Origin of the sequence: Streptomyces sp. NPDC127114 (assembly GCF_042677525.1) — a bacterium.
Lineage (GTDB): Bacteria > Actinomycetota > Actinomycetes > Streptomycetales > Streptomycetaceae > Streptomyces.
The window spans coordinates 176,224-200,071 of record NZ_JBHXTJ010000004.1 but is presented as its reverse complement, the minus strand read 5'-3'; the positions used below and the strand labels follow the sequence as shown (position 1 = coordinate 200,071).

The window sequence follows — 23,848 nt, the reverse complement described above, 5'->3', positions numbered from 1 at the left end:
CGGCTTGACCGGCCGTGTGCTGTCCAGCCGTCCGGCCGTCCGGCGGTCTGCCTGTCTGGCTGTCTGGCTGTCTGGCTGAATCCCGTGCCTGTGCGGCGGCGCGATATGCACACCAGGTGTCATGGCCACGCACAGACGTGGTGTGATCTGGCGAGGCACCAGGAGTGGTGCGAACGGCGCCGCCTTCACGCCAACCACCATGGCAAGGCGGGGAATTGGACGCCGCAGGTTGCGTTCGTCCGGGCAGGTCAGAGCGGTGAAAGCGGGTGGACAAGGTTTTGTCCACCCGGACAGTCAGGGGGTGCGAGGCCGTGGCCGGTCGTCAGCAGGGTGAGCTCAGGGGACGCAGCGAGCAGGCAAACGCCCTCGCCCGGTTCCTGTGCGACTTGACGGACGGGCAGACCGTCCGGGACCTGGCCCAGAGGTACGGCGAGGTCGGCAAGACGACGTGGGGCGAGTACCGGTCAGGGGTTCGCGTGATCCCCTGGCGACGACTCCAGACGGTGGTGGAACGGGAGGTGCGGGACCCCGCCGTACGGCAAGGGATGCTGAACGAGGCACGGCGCCTGCACCAGGCGGCGCAGAGGGCCGCGATCGCGGGCACCTCCGCCCCGGCAGCACCAGGCACGGCCTCGTCCGCCGCACCCGGCCAGGCCGCACCCGGTCCGGCCGCCCCCGGCCCGGCCGAGCCTGGTCCTGCCGAGTCCGCTCCGGACGAGTCTGCTCCGGACGGCCCCGCCGCGCGCGCGGGGCACGGCCCCGGCGGCTCTGCCGCGCCCCCCGCCCCGGACAATCCCCTGACCAGCCCGGACAGTCCCGGTGGGGCCGCCAACCTCACCATCGCTACAGCCTCTTCCCCGGCCCGCCGCACCCGATTCGCGGTCGCCGTCACCGTCGCCCTCGCCGTACTCGCGTCAGCCGCCGTTCTCGCCCTCCGGCACAGCGCCGACCACGACGCGGCCCGTCGCCCCCGAGTCGCCACCCCGGTTGCACCCGACGAAACCCCCTCGCCATCGGCCACCCGCACCACCGGCCAGCCGCCCGCCTCACCCTCCGCGCCGGGCACGGCGCCCGGCCCGTCCCGCATCCCCGGCCGGGGCGCACTACCCCGTACCGTCCCCGCCGCCGAGGCCACCGGGCCCGCTTACGCCCTCGCGTCCGACGGCCGCACCCTGCTGCGCTGGTCAGGATCCGGCGACACCTGGGCCACCATCGGCGCCGGGGTCGGAGCCCCGTACGCCGGCGAGGCCGGCGTATTCGCCCTCGACGAGAAGACCGGGCGCGTCTCCCGCTACAACGGCACCCCGAACTCCTGGACCGTGATCGGCACCGCCTCCGAGCTCGCCGTCGGCGGCTCCTCCCTCTACGCCCTCGCCCCGAAGCGCGACAAAGTCCTGCGCTGGAACGGCCGTGCCGGCAGCTGGACGACGATCGGCGGGCCCGCCGGTCACATCTACGCAGGCGGAGCCGGGCTCTTCGCCACCGAACCCGCCTACGGACACCTCATCGGCTACGACTCCGCCAAGAAGACCTGGACCCGCGTGGGCAACCCCGGCGCACACTTCGTGGTCGGCCCCCGCCACCTCTACGGACTGAACCCCGCCCGCGACCTGGTCTGGCAATGGTCGGGCAGCGGCGACAAGTGGGACGTCATCGGCGGGCCCGCGCGGGCGATCTACGGCGGCGAACTCGGACTGTTCGCCGTCAACCCGCAGACGGGACGGCTCTGGCACTACACAGGAGAGCCCGGCATCTGGGCGGAGATCGGCGACTCGGGAGCAGCCCTGGCGATGGACAGCCGCGCGCTGTACCGGATCGCGGCGGACGGGGCATCGGTATGGCGCTGGTCACCCAACGGTGACTGGTCCAGGATCGGAGGCCCGGCGGCGGCAGTCGCCGCGGTCGGATAGCGCACCGCATTCGCACCCACGCGGGTCAGACGGGTCAGGCGGGCGAGGTCGGGCCAGGCGGATCAGGCGGATCAGGCGGGTCAGGCGGGTCAGAGCATCAGGGGTGACTCAGCGCCAGATCCGCAGCGACGCTCTCTTCCGCGCTCCCCTGTGGGATGTTGGGCATCCGTCGGCCTGGTCAGGCGGTGCAGGTCCGGCACGAGGCCCGGTGGGCGGCGTGGGCGGTGGTGATGATGTCCATGTCGGCCCGGGCGTCGGCGGCCGAGTAGGTGGCGATGGCGAGCAGCACCGGCCAGCGGCCGCTGGTGAGCGACAGCTCCGGCATGGCGACGCGTCGAAGCGGCCAGGGGCTCCACTGGTGGGCGGGGACGACGGAGCGGATCGAGCACCAGTCGTAGGTCCGCGCGCGCCCCAGGTTCTGGTGGGTGACCCCCTTCTCGTCGACGCGCACCCAGGCGTTGCGGCTGCGGAGCACGAAGAAGAGGCCGCAGAGAAGAACCAGGGCGTTCGTCACCCGGCCGAAGCTGTCGTGCGTGTTCAGCGACACGAGCACGCCGATGAGGATGAACCAGCACCCCACCACGACGAGCCCTATCCGCTGCCACGGCCGGTAGAGGGTGCGGGCAGATATCGGGGTGGGTGCGGATTCCATGACCCGAGACTCTACGCAGCCGCGCACGTGGCGAGCCAGGAGTTCGAGAGCGCGTCGCCCCCTCTCTGTCACCAGTCGGGTCTGCGGCCCGGGACCATGAAGACCCCGGCCCCGGTCCGCTTCCGCAGTCGACGCACGCCGAACCGGTAGGTGGTCCGCTGGATGGCCTGCTGCTGAACATTCGTGGCTGGCGTGCCGAGGAAGGCGACGAGGGTGTCGCCCTGGCCACCGAGTTTGCCCGGTGGCCAGGAGACCGCGCCTTCTACGACCCGCGTTCCGGTGAGTCCCGCGCACCCGGTCCCGGCGTCATCTGCCGCTTCCACCACTCCGGCGACAGGCCCTCACCGGCAGCCCGCCGGGCGCCGCGGCGGTCGAGTGACATGCAGCCCGGTTCGTGGATGCGGAGCAGGTCGAGGCGGCCGTAGCGGGCGATCGTCTTTCCGAACGGCACCGGGCCGGTCGGTCGCACTCGGCCATCAAATTCGGCGAGGAAGCCGCGGTGCGTCATCTGGTCTGCTCAGCCGCCCAGCTCAGTGCCTTCTGGTCCTCCTCCTGCTGTTCCCGCGGCTGCTCCGCGCGGATGGCAAGGAAGGCGCCGCGATAGGGGTTGCGGATTGCCTCCCGTCAGGCTCGGCAGAGGCCAGCCTTGTCGCACCGCCGCGGCGGCCGGCGGTCCGGGAACTGGCCGACGCCCGCCTGCCCGCCCGGATCACCCCCGCGATGAACCGTGGCAACCGTGTCGGAAGCTCGGTCTACCGGATGCCGAACGGTTCGCACCGCGTCTCCGGCTCACCTGAAGGACCGTACGACTGCTGCCGCTGGGTCGTCCCGTGCGACCAGTGGACTCGACGGACTGTCCTGATGATCCTTGTCGGCGGATCAGTGGATCATTAGTGTGCCTCGTTTGATCTTCCGAGCGTTTCCGCCCCAAGCGAGGTACACGAATGAGACAGACAGTGCGCCGCCTGGCGGTGCTGTGCTCCGCTCTGTTCGCGGTGATAGCGATGACACCGGCGCAGGCCCAGGCGGTGGAGAGCCGGTCCGTGCCCGTCACGGCGAGCGACAAGTACGCGCTCAGGTCCGTGGGCGCCGGGAATCTCTACGTGTCGGTGGAGATTTCCAAGACCGGCAGCGGGGAGGCCATGCTGCGTGCGCGCACCTCTGCCGCCTCGCCGGCCGATCTGGGGTCCTGGGAGAAGTTCACGCTGCACACCGACGACAAGGGAGTGACCACCACCCTGCGTTCGGAGGCGAACGGGAACTACGTCACGACCGAGCGCAGCTACACGGGCAGCTATCAGAACCTGCTGCGCGCCCGGGGCACCACCTCCGGCGAATGGGAGAAGCTCCGGCTGGAGAAGCAGTCCGACGGCACGTACGCCCTGAAGGCCGCCACGAACGACGGCTACCGGTACGTGACCGCCGAGGTCCAGGATCCCGGCGCGGACGCGGGGCTGCTGCGCGCCCGCGGCACCTCCGTCGGTTCCTGGCAGAAGTTCCAGCTCGTCTACCTCGGCGAGGAGAACGCGAGCGACCTGGGAGGCCGTCCCGCCCCCGCCTCCCCCGCTCCCGCCGCCGACTTCCGCGTGATGTCGTGGAACGTCTGCGCGAACCACAACTCCGCCTGCGGCAATCATCGCGTGGAAGGCCCGTCCCTGGCCTCGCAGATCATCAGCCGGATGGGCACCGACGCGGAGGCACGGACGTACCGCGCCGTCTTCCTCCAGGAGATGTGCGAGTCGCACGCCAAGTCCATCGAGACCGCCCTCGAGGCAAAGACGGGCACCGGGTGGGACGTGCGCTTCGCGCCCATCAAGTTCACCGTCGACGGCTCCTCCCTGGAGGCCGCGAGGACCTGCGACAACGCCGGCTCGTCGGGCGCCTGGAAGGACCGCGGCTCCTACGGCATCGGACTCGCCCTTCCGGACGCCAACGAGTGGTACCACTCGTACGACCTGCCGTCTCCGCAGAACAAGACCATCGACGGCACGTGGGTGCGCATGGAGCAGCGGGCCGGCATGTGCGCCGTCCTCCCGGCGCAGGCCCTGCAGTTCTGCACCGCCCACTTCAGCGCCGGCCTGCCGACGGACGACGCGGACGGCACGAAGCGCGCGGAGCAGGCCGCGGAGATGCAGCGGATGGTCCGCTCGTACACGATGGCCGGCTACCGGACCGTCTACGGCGGCGACTTCAACTCCGTCCCGCCGGACTCCGCCTCGCCGGACACCCCCAAGGACATCATGACGTCCGCCTACACGGCGGACGAGGAGTGCGATGAGGGCCTGTCCAGCACGCGGCCGCGTGACGGCCGGCCGACGAAGCCGCTGGCGACCCGCAGCATCAAGATCGACTACCTGTTCGGTCCCCCGTCGGGCACCGTCGTGTCGTGCGCGGTGACAACCGATGCGGGCCAGTCGGACCACTACCCGATCACGGGCCGGTTCAGCTTCTGAGCGAAGACCGGGGCCCGGTCCAGAGCGCCTGCGGGCGCCCGGGCCGGGCCCGTCGTCGTCGCGGCCGGCCGACGCCGCCCCGCTTCGGCCACGCGCCCGCCCTGCGGCGGATCTTCATCTGGTCAGCGAAGCCGATACCTGGACTGGCCGCTGTGGTTCACCCCCCCCCCGACCACGCCGGGGACCGGTCCGGATCGCTCGTGGAACGCCTGCGCGCCGGGAACCCTGCCACCCAGCGGCGGCGCCGGTTACTGACCGGCGGGGACGGCCGCAGCCGCTTCCCACTCGGCATCACTCAAATCACGCCGCCCCATGCCCCACGGGGTGCCTCAGGCACGCAGTGGTCACATGACCGGCCAGACATGTCCCCATTGAAGGCTGTCCGCCCACCCGAGTCGAAGGCTGCGTGGCCCCGGGGCGGGACTCCAGTGCCTGCCCCAGCGAGGACCGCTTCCGACCTTGCCGGCGGACGGCTGAGGGCTTTCGATTTCGACGCCGACCCCGGCGGCCTCCTCCTGGCCTCCTGAGTCCCGCCGCGCGATGCCGAGGATGAGGAAGGCCGCCCCCCAGCCCTGCTGGTCGTCCGCTTCCCCGGCCAAAGCCGTGCGCGCCGCGCCGCCGGTACGGCCTGGTCCGGATGCCCTGAGGGTACGGGGCGTTGGCAAGCGTACTCAGCGCCCGCCCCGCCTCGGCTACCTTCCCTGCCCAAGGAGCAAGTCGATGGCCGGCTCGGCCAGGGCACGGCCTGCTTGTGGTCGCCGAGCATGCGGCGCGGTCAGGGGGCGGTTCCGGTCGGGCACCACATCCCGGTAGCTCCGCGCCTCGTCGAACGAGTCGTGATGCAGAGCGAGGCTGAGCCAGTCCTGCTCACGTCCCGCGGCTCGCTCTACCGTCTCACCGAGCAGGCGGACCCCTATGATCAGGCCGAGCGGTCATCATTCGGCGTCGAGCCGGAGACCGGGACGGTCTGCTTCGTCCTGCCGGACGGGGAGGCATGGTTCGCAGACTCGGGTGTCGACGTGTGGCTCGACGTCCTTCACCACTACGTAGTCGCGTCACCGCCTCAGAGCTTCTCCGCGAGCCGGAGGGCTCCGAGGAGTACCTCTCCGAAGAGGAGGAAGAGCGGGCTTTCGCCGAGCTGAACCGGCTGGCCGAGGAGCTGAAGGAGATCGACCCGGCGGCCTTCAACGGCTATGAGGGGTTTCTCTGGCCCGGGCTCCTGGACCGCAGGCCCTATTGACCTCGGCCCGACAGAGCCGGGGCCGTATGTTTACGGGCCTGCGGGGGTGCCAGGCTGCCCACGGCTGATGATCTTCATGTGGGGGCTGTGATCACGGCGTCGGAGCCGTCGTGGATAGCGCCGTACTCCCGGCTCAGTCCGAAGCAGTTCGGGAAGCTGATCACCCTGCTGCGGCGGGGTGGCCCGCCTCTGGTGCGCAGGGCCGTCCGTGGAGTCTGCCCCTGGAAGACAGGGTGCTGCTGGTTGCCGCGTCCTGGCGGAACAACCTGACCTTGCGGCAACTGGCTCCTCTCTTCGGGATCTCGAAGTCGGCAGCGGGCGGATCGTGAGCCAGCTCGGTCCTTTGCTCGCGCTGCGGCCGCGTAGAAGCTTCCTCAGAGACACGGTGCAGATTGTGGACGGCACCTGGTGCCGACGCGGGACCACAGCGTGGCGGAGCAGTCCAAGACATCTCATGTCGCTGGAGGTCAAATCAGGGGGTGGCGGCGTCACGTCCGACCTCAGTGGTCGGACGTGATGTGCTTCGCCTGTCGGAGCCACCCGATAACATCGCGGCGCGTCATGAGGCGGACACGGGAGGGGGCCAAATATGCAGGTCGCCGGCGTCGAGTTTCCGGTGAATCATCCGGTCATGGCGTTGGGGTCGACCGACTGGCTGCCGGTGTTGGCGCTGGGAGGCGAGGCCGCGGTCGGGTGCGACACCCATGTGGTGGTCCGGGTTCAGGCTCAGGTTCGACTCATCAAGGTCCGGCTCTTCACCGAGCCGCTCGACGAGGGGCTGCGGCCGGATCCTTCTTTCACGACTGTTTTCGAGGGGCCGATCTCGATGGCTGACGGCCGACTGGTGGGGCCCGCTACCACATGGCTTCGAGCGGAGGCTCGCGTCACAGGTGCCGCTCCGGCGTACGCCTTCATGGCTCTGGCGGCTGCGAATCGTTCGCGGTCGTCCCCGATCTCGGCGAGGACGCGCGCCCCGGACAATACAGACAGCCCCGGAAAGCTCATGATGATGCCCGCATCAGGGTGTGCGAAGAACGCCTCTTCCGTCGCCGCCGCGAGCTGAGTGACGCTAAGGCAAGCGGCGTCGACGTGGTCGCGAGTCGTTGAGTGGCTTTGTCATCGCCTAATGGTGTCGGTGCGCGGTTGAACCCGCCGGTCCGCAGGGCGCTCGCTGCTGGTGTGATGATGTCCCTAACCTGACCTACGGGCCTGGGACACGCCACTGGCACGACCTCAGCCGAGTCATCGAAGGCGGAGAGCCGGTTCCCATACGAGGGCAAGACTGGCTGGACTACGAAAGATGAGAAAGACCATGACCGCCCTTGAGCGACTTCGACACCTCATGCAGCCGTCGGGCATGGGGACCTTCATCGACTGGGACGACATCGCGACGGCGTACGGAACCCGATTCCCGTCTGATTACAGGGACTTCCTGTCCGTCTACGGCAGCGGTGAAATCGACGGAATGCTGGCCGTCTTCGCTCCGAGCACCAATCCTCATCTTCCTTCGCGTCACACCTCAAGGCTCCCGGCGGATGTTCTCGACCTGCCGGAGGTCGACGAGTGGAACGACCCGTTGCACGCCGAGCGCTACGGACCGGCGGACATCATGGTCTGGGGTGAGACAGCCGAAGCGGATGTACTGGGCTGGATCACAAGCGGCGGCGAACCTGACACGTGGCCTGTGGCTGTCTATACGCACGGAGGTGGCTGGACCGTTTACGACTGCACCATGACGAAATTCCTGCTGCAGCTCCTCACTGGAAAATTTGACGGGAACCCGACAGGGCTGACGCGTCTGTTCGGAAAGGGGGGCGCGGAGTTCACCACCGGCTGACAGTCAGGGCAGCGGAGTAGGACGCTGTCTTCAGAGACTCTCAGTGGGAGGTTCGTGAGGAACGCCCCGTGGCCTTCCGTAGCAGCTGGCCCGGCTGGAGGTCAACTCTCTGGACGCAGTCAGCTCCGAAAGCTACGACTGCGTTAGATGGTTTCAGGGAATTCTGTTGGCGCTGCATACCGCGATCGTCTGGGAAAACCTGTCGTAGGAACTTGGCTTCGTCTCGAGCATGACCTGCCGGCGTCGCCTGACCGAGTGGACCAGGCCGGTAACTGGCCTCGCCTGCATGCGGTGCTGCTTCCCGAACTCCGTGGTGCGGACGCTCTGGGCTTCTCCCTCGCTGCAGTCGACGGCTCCCACGTCCGGGCGTTGCAGCGGGATCCAAGAGTGGATGAAGTCCTGTCGACCGGGCCAGGCCAGGCAGCAAGCATCATCTGATCACCGACGCCACCGGCATCCCGCTCGCCATCACCTTGACCGGCGGCCGTGGCAACGACGTCACCCAGCTGATCCCACTTCTCCAGGCCGTGCCGCCCGTGCGGGGCAAGCGCGGCCGGCCCCGGCGTCGCCCGGACGTGATGCTGGGCGACCGTGGCTACGATCACGACAAGTACCGCGGCCTGGTCTGGGACCTCGGCGTGAAGCATCTGATCGCCCGCCGCGGCACCCAGCACGGCTCAGGACTGGGCACCCAGCGCTGGGGCGCGGAGCACGCGTTCGCCCATCTGCACTGGTTCCGACAGCTGCGGACCCGCTGGGAGATACGCGATGACATCCACGAAGCGTTCCTCAGACTCGGATGCGCACTGATCTGTTGGAGACAGCTCACCGCAGCACGTCGAGTGACCTAGAAGGGAGGCCAGTCCGAGCCGGGTGGAGGAACGGGATTGATCCGCTTCCCCCCGCGCATCTCCGCCGGCCAGCGCTCGTCGATGACGACCGCCGCCTTCTTGCAGCCTGGGCAGGCATCGGGCCATTCGGGCACCCACCGGTAGGGAGAGGCGGACAGGCTACCGCGCTCTATGCCGCACAGGGTCGAGCCGAAGTATCCGTAGCCATGGGCCACGTCCTCGGGTAGATCCGGCGACTCCGCCCGCTCCCAGCGCCGGTTCACGGGCTCGTATTGGGGCCGTGCGACCTCCTTGGGTCGGTATCCCAGCTCGGTCCATGCGTAGCACCAGGGACAGAACCATCGCTCCTTCACTGGCAGGCTCCATTCCATCAGGGGCTCCGTCACCGGCACCCACCGCATCCGGTGTCCACACACATCACAGGTCACATCCGGACACTTGCATGCGGCACTGACCGGACAGGCCCACAGGAACCGCGGGGAGCCACACCCTGTGCCAAACAACCGCCCTGCCACCTGGGTGGAGGAGGGCGAGCCGCATTCTGTTAGGAGTTCTCAGAGCTGTTTCGATGTGAACTACGGCGTGCCGCTTGACCAGCAACGCCGCGCTTTACCCGCATGGGCGAGGTTGAAGGGGTCATGCCGAGCACGTTGCGGTGAACGCCTTCGTCTTTGAGGCGGCAGTCATGGAGGACCTTGCAGAGAGCGGATTTGTGCCGCTGAGACTGGGTGTCAGCGTGGAATCCTCCGTCCTGCTTCGGTGAGGGTCAGGGTGAGACAGCCCAGCCACGTGCCGGATCGCGGATACTCCCAGTTCTCGGCGTTCGCCAGGACTGCGGGAAGGTCCTGCTTCGCGATGGGAGGACCGGGCTGTGCACCGAGAGCGCCATCCGGAGCCGTCCAGGGCACGAGCCGGCAGACTTCGATCCATCCTCTGTCGACGAGAGGAAGGAGGATCGGGACGAGAGCCGCTGCAGGGCCTGAGACCAGCGGCTCGTCGAGGTCGCCCCAGACGCCGGGGAGGATGTCGATCTCGGTGGCGTTGATCATGAAGGCGCGTTCGGCGGAGGACAGCTGGTCTGTCGCGGGATAGATCACGTGCAGAGTGTCGCACTTCGTGAGAACAGCCGACGAGAGCCCCCGGTGGCTCTCCCAAGAAGTAGTCACGTGGACGAAAATGATCTCGATGTGGCTGGTGTGATCTCGGCGTCACAGCCGTCGTTGATAACGCCGTTCTCCGGGCTCAGTCCGCGTGCCTTCGGGAAGCAGGTGACGGTGCTGCGTCACGCGGGTGCGGATACGGCCCGCAAGGGCCAGCCGTGGAGCCTTCCGCTGGCAAACCAGGCCTTGCTGGTCACCGCGTAGCGTACTGGCGAACGAACCTGACCATGCGACAACTGGCCTCGCCGTTCGGGATCTCGAAGTCGGCAACGGACCGCATCATGATCCCGCACGGCGGCGGCCAGGCCAGGCCGAAATCCCTGCAGGGCGCCCCCTGTGGTGCTGACCTCAGGCTATGCAGACTGCCGCCGTGATCGCCGGACAGGTCCTGATGGCACGTCGCGCAACGTTCGCCCCGTCCTACGTGCCAGACGGGGCGGCGGGAGGTAGCGGTTGGTTGCGGTCCGCGTAGTGCGCTGGTGGAATCGCTGGCGGCGCGGGCCGAGGCGGACTCGACGGACGTGGACGGTCGGGCCCTCGACGGCTATGACGACGTCCGGAGCTTCCTGCACCTGTGGTGACGTGCAGGTCAGGCTGTGTTAACGCTGTTCAGGCGGGCTTCTTGACGCACATGCTCCGGCGAACCTTTGCCTGGCAGCGCCGAGACTTCATTGGATCCGGCAGTAACTCGGATGCTGCATCGAACGATGCTGGTCGAACTGGTGAAGGTCTCACAGTTTCCCTGGAGCCCCTGGCTGGCCCAGATCCAGACCCCGTTCGGAGGGACAGCGGTCCGCTGGTGCGGTGACCAAGCCGCGAAGCCGGGCAAGTATCACGTCGAGTGGACGGTCGACGAGGACATCGTCTGGGGGCGGAACGCGAAACCGGCCGTCGGCGTCGGACCGGGAGTCCGGCCCGGCGGGTACTGCGTTGTCCTGCGCGGACGACTGGACCTGACAGTGGACGGCGCCGCCGTGCTGGACCTCGATGGCACTCAGATTCTGCTGGACCTCGCTGATCCGCTGCCCGAGGGTGTTGCCGGCACACGGGTCGAGCTGTTCATCGAGCGCGAGAGGATCGCGCTCTACCCGTACGGACTCTGACCAGAGATCAGTTCTTGACCGCCGCCCACTCCGCCGAGCGGGTCTCATCGATGCGGTCGGACAGATGGATCATCCTGGCCCCGGGGCCATGCCGAACGCGGCGGTACGAGCTGGGGTCCATGGTGTTGGCCAGGTCGAGCACACCTCGACCCGGACCGGGTTGCGGCCTGGTCGCGGCCCGCGGCGCCGTGGGCTCAATGGGCGTCCGCTCCCCACGCCGTGGCGCACAGTGCGCGGTCGACCTCCGCGGTGTAGTGGGCGGCGGCTAGCCAGGCGTGGGCGAAGCGGTCGAGGTCGGCCGGGAGGAGACGGCCGAAAGCGTCACGGGTACGGTCGGCGGCCGCCGCGTGCAGTTCGTCGAGGAGTTCTGCCGCCGTGCCGAGTCCGATGCGCCGCAGTCGTCCGCTGTCGGCGGCTCCGTCGCCGGGGAAGGCCAGCACCCGGCGTCCGCCAGAGACGGCCTGGTGGACGCGGCGGCGTAGGAGGTGCAGGGGAGGATCTTCGGGCACGGGTGGTGCCGCGACGGGGTCGGTCTGCGAGGGGGCGGGCAGGTCCGCGAGCTGGAGGCGGTCGAGGCCGGCGTCGAGTCGGGCGTCGGGGTCGGTCGGGTGGCTGACGGCGAGGAGCTGGGCGCGGGCGTGCGCGGCCGGGAGCAGCCGGGCGACGATCCGCAAACGGCTCCCCCTGGCGGCGGCCAGCAGACGCAGGTTGTCGCGGTGCGGAAGCGAGGGATCGTCGTGGGCGGCGGTGAGCCTGACGGTCAGGCCGTCGCATGCCGCGAGCAGACAGTCGCCCGCCGCCTCACGGACGGTGCCGCCGAGGGTTGCGTCGAGGAACAGCAGGTCGTGGTGGGCGTCCTCGGCGAGAGCGCGTACGGCCTGGTCTGCTGCGGGTACGGCCCACAGCTGGTCCAGGGGCGCGGCGTGCCAGGCCACGCCGGACGCGCGCACTGCCCGTACGCCCGCCCCGGCGCCGAGCCGGCCGGTCGGGGAGACGGTCGCGCCGGACACGGCCAGCCCTGCCCGTGACAGCTCACGGTGGGTCAGGGCTGTGTCGCCGATGCGCACGGCGCGGTCGGCCGCACCCACTGCCCGGCTCGCGCCGCCGGGCGCCACGTCGGAGACCGTGTACAGGCGGCCCTGGGCGTCGGCGGTCCAGGTCACCGCCCCCGCGTAGCCGGTCGTCGTGAGGACCGGCTCGGAGAAGAGGCCGTACAGGCGCAGCGAGCCGTCGGGGCGGTAGGGCTGGCGCACGGCGCCGCGCAGCGTGGTCAGCTCTTGGCCGATGGCACGCGGGAGGCGGTGCGCGGCGCCGAGGACTTCCCGAAGCGTGGCGACGAGGTCGGCGAGCCGGTACGCCGGGTCGGCGGCGCGGGCCGCGCGCAGCCCGGTCACCGCGGACACCGCCGAGGCGGCGGCCCTGGGCAGCCCGGCCAGTCGCGCGGTGTGCGCGGCCCGCAGCAACTCCGCCTGAAGCACGGCCCCGGCGCCGTCCGTCCCCGCGTCGAGCACGTGGGCCGCGGCGGTGTGCAGGGCATGGGCAGCGGTGTGCTGGGCCGGGGTGGTGGTTGCGGCGGCCGGGTCGGGCTGCGCCTGCGGCCCGGGATCCGAGCCGGATGCGGGCTCCGCGGCGGCAGCGGGGGCCGGGAGGTCACCGGCGTTCCCTTGTGCCGACCCGGCCGGCCTTGTCTGCGCCGCCGGTGCGTGGCGTGACCCAACCGTCGCGGCCGCGGCCGATGCGCCATCAGGCGCGGCCCCGGCATCCGCGGCCGATGCACGCTCCGGCTCGGCCCCGGTATCTGCGGCCGGTGTGCCCTCCCCCGTCTCCGCGATCGGCGCCGCCGAAGCCACGGCCGCGCGGTGCAGGCAGTCGGGGGCGAGGAGGCAGCCGCAGCGGATCGCGTCCGGCCGGGTCACCACCCCGCCGGGTGCGTGCAGTTGGAGGTCGGTGTCGTCGTCCACGGCGAGGCGAACCGTGTCGCCGTCCACGGCGACCGGGCGGCCGGACAGCTTGGCGACGCCGGCGTCCAGCCGCTTGCGGAGCCGGGGCGACAGCGCGCCCACCAGCTCGGCGGTCACGGACGGGGCGACCGCGGGGAGACCCGGGTTCATGCGATCTTCTCTCCTACCCAGCGGGCGAGTTCGAGCGGACTGAGGGCGGCGACCGGCATGCCCGCGGCGACCAGCTGCCCCGCGACGCCGGTGGAGTAGCGGGGGCGGCCCGCGTCGTCGAGGCTCGCGCAGCCCAGTACATGGCAGCCGGCCCCGACCAGGGCGCGGACCTCGGCGAGCAGCCCGCCGAGCGGATAGCCCTCCTCGAAGTCGCTGACCACCACGACGAGCGTGCGTGACGGCACGGTGACGAGCTCACGGGCGTGCCGCAGCCCCGCCGCGATGTGCGTACCGCCGCCGACACTGACCTCCAGCAGCAGGGACAGCGGGTCCTCGACATGACCGGTGAGGTCGATGACTTCCGTGGAGAAGGCCAGGAAGTGGGTGGACAGCGTGGGCACCCCGGCCAGGACCGAGGCCGTGAGGGCGGCCCAGACGGTCGACGCCTCCATCGAGCCCGACACGTCGGTGACGAGGATCAGCCGCCAGTCGGCGGCGCGCTTGGCCCGGGTACGGAAGACCGGGCGTTCGGGTATCACCCGAACCGTGCCGTCGGGGGCGCGCCGTGCGGTCGCCAGGTTGGCCCGCAGGGTGCGGGGCAGGTCCAGTGCTCCGCCGGGCCGTCGGCTGGGGCGGGGCAGCGCCGTGCCGTGCAGCGCCGGCCGCAGGCGGGTGGCCAGCTCCCGGGTCAGCGCGTCGACCAGACGCCTCACGAGCGGCCGCAGCGCGGCCAGCCGGGCCTCCGGCAGTCCGCCGGCGTGCCGCAGCACCGTGCGCAACAGGTCGACGGACGGGCGCACACTGTCCGGGTCGAGTGCGGCGAACACGTCGGTGCGGCCGGACGCGGCCGCCGCCGCCAGCACCTCTTCCCGGATGCCGGGCCCGAACAGGGCGGCCAGTTCCTCCGACCACTCCCGCACGCCCGGGTACGGCGCCTGCCGGCCACCGCCCGTCCCGCCGCCGGGCAGTCCGCCTCGGCTGCCCTCGCCGCGTCCGCTTCCGTACAGCTCGTCCAGCGCGGTGGCCAGGCCGGCGGCGGAGGGCGGCAGTCGGTCCGTACGACGGCCGAGTACCAGTCGCCAGCGGTCGTCGGGGGCGAGGAGGCTGCCCTCGGGGGGCGCGGCAGCCGGGGTCCGGTGCGGCTGGGGAGAGGTGTGACCGGCCGGCGCGGGCAGCAGCCCGAGGGTCTGGAGCGTCGCGCGGGCCGCGAGGTCCGCTCGGGTCCAGGCGGCGAGTGCGCCTGGGTCGACGCCTCCGGTGTCGGCCAGGTGCGTGGCGCCCAGGCGCTCCTCGACGACCGTGAGGAGCCGGTCGCGGGCGGCCGGGCTGAGGGTGTTGAAGCCTGCGCGCAGTGCCGGCAGCCGGTCCAGGAATGCCCGGTCGGGCAGGCTCGCGACGCGGTCGAGGAGGGGCTCCAGTGCGGACGGTGCCGCCTCCAGGAGCGGTCCGGCTGCCGTCAGCACGCCGGTGAGCCGGTCGGTGAGAGCGGAGCGTGCCTCAGGTCCGGTGGCGGAGTCCACCCAGGACGCGACCCGGCCGCCGAACACCGCGGGCGCCTCGTGCCCGAGCAGGACGCGGACGGCGCCCGCCGCGCCGCGCATCAGCGGCGAGCCGTCGGCGGCCAGCCGGGCGAGCGCGTCGGTGAGCCGGATACCGCCCGGGACGTCGGCGCGGTGGGCGAGTTCGAGCAGCGCGTGCGCGTCGGCCGGGTCCTGGGAACCGGTGAGGCCGTCCACCTGGCGCACGGCCGCCGCGGTCAGCAGTTCGGCCACGGCCGCGGCTCGGCCCGCCCGTTCCTCGTCGGCGTCGAGCCCGGCGATGTGCCCGGCGCGCATCTGGTCCACCAGCGCGAGGCCGGCCAGGAGTTCGGGCAGCGTCCCGGCCTGCGCGGCGGTGTCGGCGAGTTCGCCCAGCCGTTCGTCCGCGAGCTCCGGCAGGCCGCACTCCGCGGCCTGCCGCAGTCCGTGCAGAACCTGCGCGGCCGTCGGCCCGCCCTCGTCCTGTTCCGCCCGCCGGCGCTCGCGCAGTACCCCTTCGGCCGCCTGCGCGGGCGTGACTCCTCGCACCCCGGCCGCGGTCAGCATGGCCGCCGTCGCTGGGGTCCAGCGGATCTCCCAGCGCGAGGTGAGCGCCTCGGCGCCGCCCGCGCCGACGACCTCCTTGGCCTGCGCGTACGGCACGGCGCACACGGTCAGCCGGCGCAGGAGCAGCTCGCGGCGGCGGTCCAGGTCGGAGCGGAGCGGGTCCAGCCGCAGATCACGCGCACCACGGCTGTCCGGCCCGGGCAGGCCCAGCGCGGCCACCTCCGACTCGACCGCCGGGGCCAGGCCGCTGCGCGGCGCGCCGGGCGCCGGACGGCCGACGCGCGTACCGACGAGCACCCGCTCCATGGCCCGCGCCACGGCCCGCCCGCGGCCGTAGGGCTCGCCCTGGGCGAGCACCGTCTGCACCGCCTCCACCAGTTCGCCTCGCCCCGCGGCGGGCAGCCCGCGCAGCCGGGCCAGGTCGCCCGCCAGGCGGCTGATCTCCCGGGCGTCGGCGGGCCCCGAGGGATGCCCGAGGGAGCGCAGCTCCGCGCACACCCGCACGGCCGTCCTTGTCAGTGCCTCCTCCAGTGCGGCCGGCTCTCCGGCAGCGGTCAGCACCAGGTGCTGCCACTCGGGGTCCCGGATGCCCGCCGGGTAGCCGGAGCGCTCGTCCAGCAGCGCGTAGGTGTACGGGATGAGGGAGGTCGCCCAGCCGGCGCCCTCCACGGGCGCGTCGGGCGGACCGGATGCCGTCTCGGGCGACAGCAGCGCGGGGGCGTGGAAGGCCCCGACGACCACGGCGGCCCGCTCGCCTCGCGCGGTGGCCTCGGCCAGGCGTGCGCGCATCCACCGCTCGCGGCGCAGGTCCAGCTCGGGGACTCCGCCGGAGGCCGCCGCGTCCTCGCGCAGCGCCCAGCCCGTGAGCAGCGCCGCCCGGCGCAGCGCCTCGGGCGGGGAACCCGGGGCGGTCGCTTCCACGAGACGGTCCCACAGATCCTCCCCCGGACGGCCGGTGAGCCGGTCCCGCAGGACGCGGGAGAGCCCCGGTGCGCCGGAAGCCTCCCCCGGCACACCGCGCCCTTCCTCCCACCCCCGGTCGGCGAGCGGCAGGTCGCAGGCGACGACCGGTATCCCGCACCGTGTGGCCCAGCGCACGGCGGCGAGTTCCGGTGAGAAGTCGGCGAAGGGATAGAAGGCCGGAGGCCCTCCTGCGGCGGGCGCGGCTGCCAGGGCGACCGGAGCACGTGTTTCCTCGTGGCCCAGCCAGGGCAGCCACTCCTGCATCTCGTCGGGGAGCTCGACGAGCAGCACTTCCGGCTTCGCCTGCTCCAGCAGTGCGGGCACGGCGGCGGCCAGCGACGGCGCATGGTGCCGTACGCCGATCAGGTAGGGCGCCGCCGGGTCGGTCAGGGCGGCCACGGCCTCGTGGGGGTCGAGGGACACGGTTCTCAGCCCTCCAGAACCGTGCGCAGGTCCCACAGGGTGCGCCAGGTGGCGGAGCCCTGCTCGGCGCGGCGCCGGACCGGGCCGTCCCAGTAGCCGCGCAGCCGGGCCGCGTCAGCGGGATCGTCCTTGCGGACCACACCGAGCAGATGCCCCGGCAGCAAGCCGAGCACGTCGCGGTCGCCGGGGAAGTACGCGGCGGCCAGTCCCAGCGCGCCCGCGACGGACACGGCCTCGGCGGTGCTCATCACGGTGGACGGTCGTTCCACCTCCCAGCCCTCCGCCGACCGGCCCTCCCGCAGATCCCGAAAGGCCGTCACCAGGGCTTCCAGGACGGCGTCGTCGACCTGGAACGGCGCCCCGGCACGCTCCACGGATGCCCGTGCCTGGCCGCGCACCAGCGCGCACTCGGCGTCGAGGTCGGCGATCGGTCCGACGGTCTCGAAGTTGAAGCGGCGCTTGAGCGCGGCGGACATCTCCGAGACGCCCTTGTCGCGCAGGTTGGCGGTGGCGATGAGGTTGAAGCCGGGTGCGGCGTGCGCCAGCGCGTCCCCGCCGCCCGCCAGTTCCGGCACGGCCATGCGCCGCTCCGACAGCAGCGAGACCAGGGAGTCCTGCACCTCGGGCAGACAGCGCGTGACCTCCTCGACCCGGGCGATGGCGCCCCGGCCCATCGCGGTGAGCACGGGTGAGGGCACGAGGGCCGTGCGGCTCGGACCCTGGGCCAGCAGGAGGGCGTAGTTCCAGCCGTACTTCAGCTGGTCCTCGGTGGTGCCCGCGGTGCCCTGCACGACCAGTCCGCTGGTGCCGCACACGGCCGCCGACAGCAGCTCCGACAGCATCGACTTGGCGGTGCCGGGCTCGCCGACGAGCAGCAGCCCGCGCTCACCGGCGAGGGTGACGACGCACCGCTCGACCAGCGCCCGGTCACCGACGAACTTGCCCGATACGGTCAGGCGGCGCGGCACTCCGTCCGGTACGTCGGCGGCGTCGGGCAGCCGCAGCGCCTGGCCTGCGCTGCCCATGACGAACGTGACGACGGCACGGGGCGTGAGCCGCCAGGCGGGCGGGCGCGGGCCGTCGTCGTAGGCGGCGAGGAAGGCCAGCTCGGTGGCGTACAGATCCTCGGGCGGGACGATCTGACGGGCCGTGTCGGGGGTGAGAGTGGCGGTCATCGGCTGTGGGTCTTCCGGTCGGTCGGAGGTGGAGGGGGTCTGGGCGGTCGTCATCGGCTCCGCCCCTTGCGGGTGGCGCGCGTGACGAGTTCCTCGTAGGTGGGCGCGTCGCCGGACCGCACACGCTCCCAGGCGCGCGCGAACAGTTCCGGGACCGGGAGCACGGGAACGGTGCGCAGGACCGGGTGGACCGGGTAGAGACCTTCCTTCCAGGTCTCCACCGGCAGCGCGGCGCCCTTGAGGTCGCGCCAGCCACAGGGCAGGAAGAGCGTGCGGCCTGCCCGCGCCCGCTTGGCCTCGACGACGAGGCCGGTCGCGGCCAGTTCGGCACGGGCCTTCTTCAGCCGGGCGGGCCTCCAGCCGGTCCAGCGGGCGCAGTTGCGGTCCGTGGGGTCGGGCAGGGCGAGCAGCTGCAGGTAGAGCGCCGCCGCGTCCTCGCTCAGTCCGTGGGCCGAGGAGACCTCGGTGACCAGCGCGGGCGCGCTGGCCGTGGGGTCCTGGGCATACCCGGCGGGCGCGTCGGGGTCGGTGCCTGCGGCAAGGGTCCGGGCCAGGTCGTCGGACAGGATGGTGCGCAGTGCCCGCAGTCCGGCGCCGCGCAGAGGACCGACCAGCCCGTCCAGCAGGCCGAAGACGGCGTCGTCCGCACCGGTGAGTCCGGCCGGGCGGACCAGCGTGGTCTCGCCGTCGCGCTGGTGCCACGGGCGCAGCACCAGCGCCTCGCCGGCCCGGACCAGTCCGTCCGCATCCACGCCCCCGGTGTCCGGAAGCCCGAACGCCTTACGGATCTCGACAGCGGTCGGACCGCCCTTCTCCGTCCACTCGACATCCAGGTCCAGCAACAGATGCGGATCGGCGACCCGGCGGCGCAGAGCGGCGAGGCCCTCCGGCAGAGCAGCGCGCAAGGGGTGACCGTACGGCAGACCGTAGGCGAGAGAAGCCAGGGACACGGCGGCCGCCACCACGTCTCCCCTCGCCGGCAGGGCCTTGGGGTCCTCCGCGGAGAGGTAGCCGTCCTTGTCCAGCCGCATGACCGTGGTCCGGCTGATCCAGGGCGTGCGGCCCGGGTTGAGCACGGCTTCGGCGGCCGTGCAGGGCAGACCGGCGAGGTCGGCCGTGACGTCCTCGGGCAGGCGCACGAGGGAACCCAGCCGTTCCGTCCACACCCGGCCGGCCGCTTCGGTGTCCGGCCCGGTGGTCCACAGGTCGTCGGGGTCGGCGGGCAGCAGGGCGCCGAGCAGCGCCGTGCGGTCCGCGGCGGACAGCGAACCCAGCATGCCGTTGGCCCGGTCCATCTGCCGCGGCTTCAGGCCCAGCAGGGCGAGCGCGTCGGCGTGGCGGTCGTGCGGCTGGGCGCCGAGCAGCACGGTCGCCTGGAGCGGCCCCAGCCCTCCGCGCGTCGCGGCGGCCAGCGCGGGGACCGCCTCGGGCCGCCACGGCGCGGCCCCCTTGTCCCGGACCAGCCGGGCGACGGTGGCGAGACCGTCGGCGGGGAAGACCGACGGGCGCCGGGTCTCCTCTTCCAGGGTGAAGTGCGCGATCGCGCCGAACGTCCCGGTGGGGTCGTGATCCAGGGCGAGCCAGTGCACCTGGCCGCGAGCCGTGTCGATGCGCTGGCAGCCGAGGATGACGACGGTACGGCCGGCCCGGCGCAGTACCTGGCCCACGCGCTGCTGCTTCTCGGCCGGTTCGGCCAGGACGATCTCGCGCAGCGCGTCGCCGGCCGCGGTGAGCGGCCCGTCGGCCAGGGCCTCGAACAGCAGCAGGAGCGCCTCTCGTTCGGCTTCCGGCACGGTCGGCGTGGCCGCACGGTAGGCGAGCGGGCGCAGTACGCCCAGCAGCGGCGGCCAAATCGTGCCGATGCCGGGGATCGTCAGCTCGTCGCTGCTCCAGCCGTCGCCGAGCGGGGCGGGACGCCCGTGCCCGACGGGCAGCGGCTTGCCTTCGGCGGGCTGCCCGGACAGCACGTGGTTGACCGCCCGGATCTGCCGCAGCACGGTCCACACCTGGTTGCCCCACCCGCCCCACAGATGCACGATGCCGGCGGTGGCCTCGCACAGTGTCCGGTCGTCGCCGTGCTCGGGGCTGTAGTCGGCGAACATGTCCTCGGTGCGCCGCTTGTCCTGCGCCTCCCGCTGGACGGGGGGAGCCGCGAGGGCCGTGGCCGACTCGGTCAGCCGCAGCGCGGTGCGGACGAGGCAGGAGACGCCGACGAGCAGCCGCGCGTCGGTGAGTTCGGGCAACGCCGTGGCCACGGCCCGCTGGACGAACTCGTCCGCGGTGGCGATGCCGCCGCGCGTGGTCTCGTCCGCCGCGGCGAGCTGTGCCTGCCGTTCCGCCAGGGCGGCGGCTCCGGCTCGCAGGAGTCCGGCCGCCCGCTCGTCGTCCAGGGTTCGCAGCACGGCCGAGCCGCGCTCGTCGCGAGGACGCAGGGCGTGCCAGTAGGGGACGTGCGGCATGTACCGGGTTCCGGCGGCGAAGTCGCTGCCCCGGTCGCCGAGTGTCACCCGGCCGAGGAGGCCGTCGGAGGAGGTGTCGTGGGCTGCGAACAGGGCCACGTGCCCGTCGAGGAGTGCGGCGACCGGCTCGGCACCGCCGGGCATGCGCAGGGTGCCGAGCGGGATGCCGCGTGTCATGGTGACCGTACGGCCGTCGGGAGTACCGGTGGTGGTGCGCTGCTCGTCGCCGTCCTTCTCCTTGCGCACCCAGCGTCCCAGGACGATGCCGTCGGTGCCGAAGGGGCTGTGCTCGAGGCCGGGTTGCATCGGCAGGACCTCGCAGACCGCGTGGTGCAGCGAGGCGTCCTCGCGGACACCGGAGGCGAGCAGCGCGGGAAGGGAGGCACGGCCGTGCCGGCCGGTCGCCGGGTCGTACTCCAGCCACACCTGCTGTCGGCCCTGCCTGCCCTGGCGCCACAGATGGGTGCCGTCGCCGATGATCGCCCGGCTCGGCGGCAGGACGGTGTCCCCGGCGTGCAGGGTGCGGCCGCCGGTGGCCCGGCCGCCGCCGGGCAGCGGGATCGAGGGCAGGCCGATGTGTCCGCCGTACCAGTAGCCGAGTTGTTCGCCGCCGAGGGTGAACACCTCCGACGGCCGGTTGGACCAGTAGCCGTACTGCTTGCCTCCGTGCCGCCACATCACCAGCAGTTCGCCGTCGGTGTAGCGGAACTGCGGGCGGCTCCAGTGGTCCAGCTCCACGGGCAGCCGCAGGTCGTGTTCGAGCAGCACCTTCTCCGGGCCGACGACGATCGCCTTGTGCCCGCGGGAGACGATGAGTGCGGGCCAGGCCTCGCTGACGGCCAGTTCGTTGTGAGGGGCCTTGGGGCGGCTCTCTGCGTCGAGCTTGCGCAGGGCCTCGTCGAGGGCGGGCCAGCCCAGCTCGTCCATGATGCCGGCGCGCAGGGTGCGGCCGAGCAGGGGCGCGGTCTCGTGGGCGGCGATCCGTGCGACGGCGTCGGCGTCGACCCGGGTGGCGACCGGGCGGAAGGGCCGCAGTCGGTCCAGGGCCGCGCGGGCGCCGGGCAGTCCGGTCGCCCGGGTGTAGTCGCCGGCCCGGTCGGCGATCCACTCGCGCAGGACGTCGCCCAGTACCGGGTGCGCGGCAAGCTTCTCCAGCGTCTCGGACGAGGCGCGGTTGCCGCTCAGGGCGCCGATCGCCTCGTACAGCAGGCGCCGCAGCCGTGGGTCGGCCGCGGTGGCCGTCAGGTCGCGGCGGCCGGGGCCGCTGTCGCGCAGCCAGTTGTCGAGGGGCAGGTGGACGGGCGTGTGGGCGTCGGGGACGGCCAGCGGGATGCGGTGGGCCGCGCACAGGTCGAGCAGGTCGAGGTCGGCGCCCGCGTGCCAGCGGCCGGTGAAGAGGTCGACCGCCCGGTCTTCCGCGCGCAGGCGCGGAGCCATGCGCTCGACGAGCGCGAGGGTAGCCGGGGAGCGGTCGGAGAACGAGGCGCCGTGCTTGCGGTGCGCGGCCCAGCGGCCGAGCCACTCCGCGGCGTCGACCGGCGCGGCCGCCTCGGTGTCCTCGCCGGTCAGCACGCGGTCGGCACCGGTCTCCGCCAGCAGCGCCAGCCAGAACTCGTCGTCCTCGACGCTGCGGCCCAGGCCGTTCGGCATGATCTCCAGCAGACGTGTCCGCGCGGACGGCTGCTGTTCGGCAAGGACGGACAGCGTGGCCCGGTAGGTGTTCCAGAAGGAGGCCGGCGCGCGGACCGCGGCCGGAGAGGCGATGAGGTCGTGGACCAGGGAGCACTCCTCGGTGACCCGGTTCAGTCCGGCCGCCTTGATCAGGCTGCGTGCGTCCTGCGGCAGCGAGGCGTACGGCGGCATGCCGGCCGCGCAGCGCTCCACGGTGAGCTGCCGGTACTGCGCCCACGCCTCGGCCGGGTCGAGCCGGCGGGCGAGGTCCTTCACGTGTTCCTTGAGGGCCTTGACCGTCAGCGCCCCGGCGAAGGCGAACTCCAGGAACACCGCCCGCTGCCGGTCCTCGTCGACGGCCAGCGCGTGCACCCGCTCGGCTGCGCGCGCCTTGCCGAAGAAGGCCGAGGCGTACGTCGTGTTCTCGTGCTGGAGGAAGATCCGCGCAGCCTGCTCGTAGAAGGTCGGCAGGAAGTGCGGGACCGCGCGGCCGAGCCGCTCGCCGAGGGCCTCGAAGCCCTCCTTGGCGGTGCCGGGGCGGGACTTGGCCTGCCGGGCGAGCTTTTCGACGTCCTTGACCAGCGCCAGCGCGTGATGGCCGTTGCCGGGGTCGTTGACCAGGGCCCAGGCGGGAAAGCCGAGGGTCTCCCGGCGCACCTGGCCCACTTCCGGTGCCTCCGGCTCGCGGGCGAGGCCGAGGAACTCCAGGGCGAGGTCCTCGGCCTCGCCGAGGGTGCCCGGCACGAGCCGGACGACGCGCCGGTCGTCGAGGGCGGGGTGGGTGTAGGTGCGGACGGTGAGGGTGTCGGCGTCCTCTCGGGTGCTGCTGCCCGGCGGCAGGACGGCGCCCGACTCCAGCAGTGCGGCCGCGGTGGTCTCGTCGTACGTCGTGCTCATGCGGCCTGCTCCTCGTCCTCGATGTCGCGCCCGGCGTAGAGTGCGGCCGCCATGCGCATGCCCTCGGACCAGGCCACCGGCCCCACCTGTCCGAGTGTGAGTGCGCGCCCGGAGGCGTCCGTGAAGGTCAGCGGGCCGGTCTCGGTCTCCATGTAGGTCTCGTAGTCGCCGATCCAGACCCGGGCCTCGACCGTGCGGCCGTCCTCCCGCAGGGAGCAGACGGCGTCGCCGCCTCGGACGCGGTAACCAAGCTGTGTGGCCCTGCCGTGCAGGAAGCGCAGTTCCTTGAACATCCCGCCCGCGTAGTCCTCGACCGTGCGGGCCTCGGAGTCGAGATCGCCGGGGCGGTGCCAGACCTCGCGGAAGAGCTGCTGGGCGCGCTGTTCCACGCCGAGTTCGACGGCGAACTCCCGCAGGTCCTCGAGCTCGTCGAGGAGCACCGGATGCGGGAGGCGGACGAGGTCGGGGCTGATGCGCACGGTGTCGCCGTCGAGGTCGACGAGACCGAGCCCGCGGTCGAGGTCGGCGTCCCGGAGGAAGCCGGCGACCTCGCCGTCGGGTCCCGTGACCACGAGATCGCGCAGTGCGCTCTGCCAGGCCGGATCGGGCCACACGCGGGCGATCACGGCGAGCGGCACCGGGAGCGAGCGCACCATCCACCGTTCCACGTCGGTCAGGCACTGCCGCTCGTGGCGCTCCAGCCATTCGGCGAGCTGGCGCAGCCCCGTGACGGCTGCGTCGTCAGCGAGCTTGGCCGGTACGGACTTCAGCCTCCGCCCGGCCGCATTGCGGCAGACCACTTTCCCGGCCTCCAGCGCGACCTCGTAGTCGCCGGCCGTCACCCACCCCACACGTGCCT

At 72.2% G+C, this 23,848-nt stretch carries 14 protein-coding genes and 5 pseudogenes; 9 read left to right on the top strand and 10 right to left on the bottom strand.

Annotated features, from left to right (window positions below; all coding sequences use genetic code 11):
- The first annotated feature begins 311 nt into the window (after nucleotides 1–311).
- The gene (locus tag ACFVGS_RS06425; protein ID WP_385690953.1) at nucleotides 312–1,910 is read left to right on the top strand and encodes a hypothetical protein; all 1,599 of its coding nucleotides are present in this window, start codon (nucleotides 312–314) and stop codon (nucleotides 1,908–1,910) included.
- A gap of 178 nt (nucleotides 1,911–2,088) precedes the next feature.
- Here the strand turns inward: ACFVGS_RS06425 and ACFVGS_RS06420 are convergent, their stop codons facing one another.
- On the bottom strand, nucleotides 2,089–2,562 hold the full coding sequence (locus ACFVGS_RS06420) for a hypothetical protein (RefSeq protein ID WP_385690950.1): 474 nt from the start codon (nucleotides 2,560–2,562) through the stop codon (nucleotides 2,089–2,091).
- 65 nt (nucleotides 2,563–2,627) lie between these two features.
- Between ACFVGS_RS06420 and ACFVGS_RS06415 the strand changes: the two are divergent.
- Nucleotides 2,628–2,903 (top strand): annotated as a pseudogene (locus tag ACFVGS_RS06415) (hypothetical protein); the annotation flags it as partial.
- On the opposite strand, the gene ACFVGS_RS06410 reads toward ACFVGS_RS06415, so the two are convergent.
- Nucleotides 2,825–3,031, bottom strand: coding sequence for a hypothetical protein (locus ACFVGS_RS06410; RefSeq protein WP_385690947.1), 207 nt, complete (start codon nucleotides 3,029–3,031; stop codon nucleotides 2,825–2,827). The pseudogene ACFVGS_RS06415 and the gene ACFVGS_RS06410 overlap by 79 nt on opposite strands.
- 475 nt (nucleotides 3,032–3,506) lie before the next feature.
- On the opposite strand from ACFVGS_RS06410, the gene ACFVGS_RS06405 reads away from it, so the two are divergent.
- The 3 genes and pseudogenes from ACFVGS_RS06405 to ACFVGS_RS06395 form a co-directional block, all read left to right on the top strand.
- On the top strand, nucleotides 3,507–5,015 hold the full coding sequence (locus ACFVGS_RS06405) for an endonuclease/exonuclease/phosphatase family protein (RefSeq protein WP_385690945.1): 1,509 nt from the start codon (nucleotides 3,507–3,509) through the stop codon (nucleotides 5,013–5,015).
- Between the two features lie 836 nt (nucleotides 5,016–5,851).
- A complete protein-coding gene (locus ACFVGS_RS06400; protein ID WP_385690942.1) occupies nucleotides 5,852–6,157 on the top strand; it encodes a hypothetical protein in 306 nt (101 codons plus the stop codon).
- Nucleotides 6,158–6,333: 176 nt separating this feature from the next.
- Nucleotides 6,334–6,702 (top strand): annotated as a pseudogene (locus ACFVGS_RS06395) (transposase family protein); the annotation flags it as partial.
- Nucleotides 6,703–7,110: 408 nt separating this feature from the next.
- Here ACFVGS_RS06395 and ACFVGS_RS06390 read toward each other — a convergent pair.
- A pseudogene (locus tag ACFVGS_RS06390) lies at nucleotides 7,111–7,344 on the bottom strand (transposase); the annotation flags it as partial.
- A 223-nt stretch (nucleotides 7,345–7,567) separates the two neighbouring features.
- Here ACFVGS_RS06390 and ACFVGS_RS06385 point away from each other — a divergent pair.
- The gene (locus tag ACFVGS_RS06385) at nucleotides 7,568–8,092 is read left to right on the top strand and encodes a hypothetical protein (protein WP_385690939.1); all 525 of its coding nucleotides are present in this window, start codon (nucleotides 7,568–7,570) and stop codon (nucleotides 8,090–8,092) included.
- A gap of 157 nt (nucleotides 8,093–8,249) precedes the next feature.
- Nucleotides 8,250–8,943, top strand: a pseudogene (locus tag ACFVGS_RS06380) (IS5 family transposase); the annotation flags it as partial.
- On the opposite strand, the gene ACFVGS_RS06375 reads toward ACFVGS_RS06380, so the two are convergent.
- Complete coding sequence (locus ACFVGS_RS06375; RefSeq protein ID WP_385690937.1) at nucleotides 8,940–9,314, bottom strand: hypothetical protein; 375 nt, start codon at nucleotides 9,312–9,314, stop codon at nucleotides 8,940–8,942. The pseudogene ACFVGS_RS06380 and the gene ACFVGS_RS06375 sit on opposite strands and share 4 nt — an antisense overlap.
- A 360-nt stretch (nucleotides 9,315–9,674) precedes the next feature.
- Nucleotides 9,675–10,040, bottom strand: coding sequence for a hypothetical protein (locus ACFVGS_RS06370; protein ID WP_385690934.1), 366 nt, complete (start codon nucleotides 10,038–10,040; stop codon nucleotides 9,675–9,677).
- 90 nt (nucleotides 10,041–10,130) lie between these two features.
- Here ACFVGS_RS06370 and ACFVGS_RS06365 point away from each other — a divergent pair.
- Both ACFVGS_RS06365 and ACFVGS_RS06360 read left to right on the top strand, forming a co-directional pair.
- A pseudogene (locus tag ACFVGS_RS06365) lies at nucleotides 10,131–10,387 on the top strand (transposase family protein); the annotation flags it as partial.
- Nucleotides 10,388–10,810: 423 nt separating this feature from the next.
- Nucleotides 10,811–11,206: a hypothetical protein gene (locus ACFVGS_RS06360; RefSeq protein ID WP_385690931.1), complete on the top strand. Its 396-nt coding sequence runs from the start codon at nucleotides 10,811–10,813 to the stop codon at nucleotides 11,204–11,206.
- A 194-nt stretch (nucleotides 11,207–11,400) separates the two neighbouring features.
- Here ACFVGS_RS06360 and ACFVGS_RS06355 read toward each other — a convergent pair whose 3' ends face one another.
- The 5 genes from ACFVGS_RS06355 to ACFVGS_RS06335 are packed head-to-tail and all read right to left on the bottom strand — an operon-like array spanning nucleotide 11,401 to nucleotide 23,840.
- Entirely contained in the window at nucleotides 11,401–13,317 is a 1,917-nt protein-coding gene (locus ACFVGS_RS06355; protein ID WP_385690929.1) for a hypothetical protein, read from the bottom strand.
- Entirely contained in the window at nucleotides 13,314–16,787 is a 3,474-nt protein-coding gene (locus ACFVGS_RS06350; protein WP_385690926.1) for a DUF5682 family protein, read from the bottom strand. The genes ACFVGS_RS06355 and ACFVGS_RS06350 overlap by 4 nt, the downstream gene beginning before the upstream one ends.
- 5 nt (nucleotides 16,788–16,792) lie before the next feature.
- The gene (locus tag ACFVGS_RS06345; protein ID WP_385690923.1) at nucleotides 16,793–17,962 is read right to left on the bottom strand and encodes an AAA family ATPase; all 1,170 of its coding nucleotides are present in this window, start codon (nucleotides 17,960–17,962) and stop codon (nucleotides 16,793–16,795) included.
- Nucleotides 17,963–18,012: 50 nt separating this feature from the next.
- Nucleotides 18,013–22,989, bottom strand: a complete 4,977-nt coding sequence (locus ACFVGS_RS06340; RefSeq protein ID WP_385690920.1) for a hypothetical protein — start codon at nucleotides 22,987–22,989, stop codon at nucleotides 18,013–18,015.
- On the bottom strand, nucleotides 22,986–23,840 hold the full coding sequence (locus tag ACFVGS_RS06335; RefSeq protein ID WP_384414111.1) for a DUF4132 domain-containing protein: 855 nt from the start codon (nucleotides 23,838–23,840) through the stop codon (nucleotides 22,986–22,988). Before ACFVGS_RS06335 ends, ACFVGS_RS06340 begins: the two co-directional genes overlap by 4 nt.
- Nucleotides 23,841–23,848: the final 8 nt, after the last annotated feature.